This window comes from Sphingopyxis sp. KK2 (assembly GCF_001990265.1).
GTDB lineage: Bacteria > Pseudomonadota > Alphaproteobacteria > Sphingomonadales > Sphingomonadaceae > Sphingopyxis.
The window spans coordinates 1-2,174 of the sequence record NZ_LYVN01000265.1; the positions used below are offsets into that span (position 1 = coordinate 1).

The window sequence follows — 2,174 nt, forward strand, 5'->3', positions numbered from 1 at the left end:
ACCGAATTCGGTCGCGACGATGACGAGCGTGTCCTGCCACGCCGGCCCGAGCCCTGCCTTCAATGCGCCGACGAGCTGGTCGAGCCCGCGCAGCAGCCCGGCGATACGGCCGTGCTGGCTGCTGTGCGTGTCCCAGCTGCCGGTTTCGACCATCATCACCCGCGCGCCGTCGGCGGGCAACATCAGCGACGCGGCGAGCTTGCCGAGGTCGGCGCCGTTGCGTCCGTTATTGCCGCCGATGTCGCCCGCCAGCTCCTGCGTGCGGACCGCGCTTTCCCACAGGGGATGCAGCAGCGCGTCATTCTCGTAGAGCGCCGACAGCCGCGCGATCAGGTCGGCATCGGCTTGCGGCAGACGGCTCGGGACATAGGTTGCGACGGGGAGCGCGCCGCGCAGCGCGAGCGGGAGCGACGGTGCCACCGCGAGCGCGCTGCGCCCGCCCTCGGGCAGCAACGACAGCATCCGGTTCATCCAGCCGTCGGCGCGGCCATAGGGGCGTGTGCCGCCGCCCTCGAGCATATTCTGGCCGTCGAAATGCGAGCGGTCGCGATAGCTGGTCGCGACCGCGTGCGCGACGCGCGCCTCGCGTGCGGCGAACAGCGCGCCGGCGCCTTCGAGTGCGGGGTGCAGCGTGAACAGGCTGTCGAGCTTGGCGCCGCTCATCGCCTCCTCGACCAGCGCGCCGCGCAGCGCGGCAAAGGCGGGGTCGCCGGTCGGCGCGGCGATGGCGAGCCCGTCGGCGGCGCCGCGCTGGATCACGAAGAGCAGGCGGCGGTCGGTCGGCGCGGCGGCAAAGGCCATGGCGGGAAGCATTGCGGCGCCGATTCCGGCGCCAAGGATGGTGCGGCGGGTCAGGATCATCGTCTATCTCCGCAAAAAAGTCGGGCTAGCGAAGAGCAGGGTCAGGCCCTGCGCAGGGCTGTCGGCGCGAGCGATGGCCTCTGCGATGTCGGGGGCGAGCGCGTCGCCGAGCGCCGAGGGCGCGAGGGTGCGTGCATCGGCGCGGTCGCCGATGCGCAGAGCGATGCGGCTCGCCAGTTCGACGCGCTGCATCAGCGCCCCCGACCCCGCCCAGGTCGCGACCGTGTCGCCATAGCCCGCGGGCGATTCGGGGCGCCAGACCTGTTGCCCGAGCTGGCCGAGCAGCCCCGCCACATTCTGGCGCGCGCCGAGCATCGACACGGGCAGCGCCCGCGCCATCGACACCGCCCAGTCCCACGGCGACTTGAACATCGACGGGCCGCCCTGCCAGGGTTCGGGCGAGGCAATCAGGGTGCGATAGAGCGAGGGCAGGTCGCCGCCGCTGCGCAGGAAATCGGCGGCGAGGCGATCAACAAGGGCTTTGGGCGGGTCGTCGGCGGTGAAATGGCGCGCGAGCTTTGTGGCGATATGGCGCGCGGTCGCGGGGTGGACGGCGAGGTCGCGCAGCACCGCCTCGGCCTGTTTTTCGCCAGTGTCGGGATAGCGTTTGCCGAGGATCGTCTGTTCGCCGGGCTGGTGCCACTCGGCGATATAGACCGTCTCGCCAGGCTGCGCGCCGGCGGGGATCAACTGGCGCAGCGCGCCGCGACCGAGTCCGGCGACCGAACGGCCGGTGAGCGCGCGAGCAAAGGCGGTGACGTCGGCCTGCGTATAGCCGCTGCGCACCCCGAGCGTGTGGAGCTCGAGGATTTCGCGCGCGAGATTTTCGTTGAGTCCCGGCGCACGGCGCGGCCGGCGCGAGCGTATGGCAAAGGGGCTGTCGGGTCCGACACTGAGCATCTGGTCGAGGTAGAGCAGCATCGCGGGGTGGCGGACCGCGGCGATCAGCAGGTCCGAAAAGCGGCTCATGACATGCGGGCGGATCGCGCGAAACTCATGGTCGCCGGCAAGCCCCGACACGAACTGCTTCTCGGTCGAGACCGCGAAATGATTGGCCCAGAAATGGACGAGCCGTTCGGCGAAGGGGGTCGTCGACGCGGTTGCCACCGCGAAGCGCGCGGCGGCGGCATCGGTATAAAAGTCGCGGATCGCCTCGCGCACCTCGCGGCGCGGTGCCGATTCCATCTTGCGACCCATCGCAGCCTCTTCGGGGCTCATCGCGTCGCCGAGTTCGCGAAAACGGATATTGGTTTCGGCGATTTCGTCCGGGCCGGGAAGCGCGGCGATCGCCGCCGGGGCGGGGTCGAACGCGC

At 70.8% G+C, this 2,174-nt stretch carries 2 protein-coding genes; both read right to left on the reverse strand.

Going from position 1 to position 2,174, the window contains the following annotated elements; genetic code table 11:
• A partial coding sequence (locus B1A78_RS21575) for a DUF1501 domain-containing protein (protein WP_077148882.1) occupies positions 1-861 on the reverse strand: 861 nt, incomplete at its 3' end.
• Between the two features lie 3 nt (positions 862-864).
• A partial coding sequence (locus tag B1A78_RS21580; protein WP_077148883.1) for a DUF1800 family protein occupies positions 865-2,174 on the reverse strand: 1,310 nt, incomplete at its 5' end.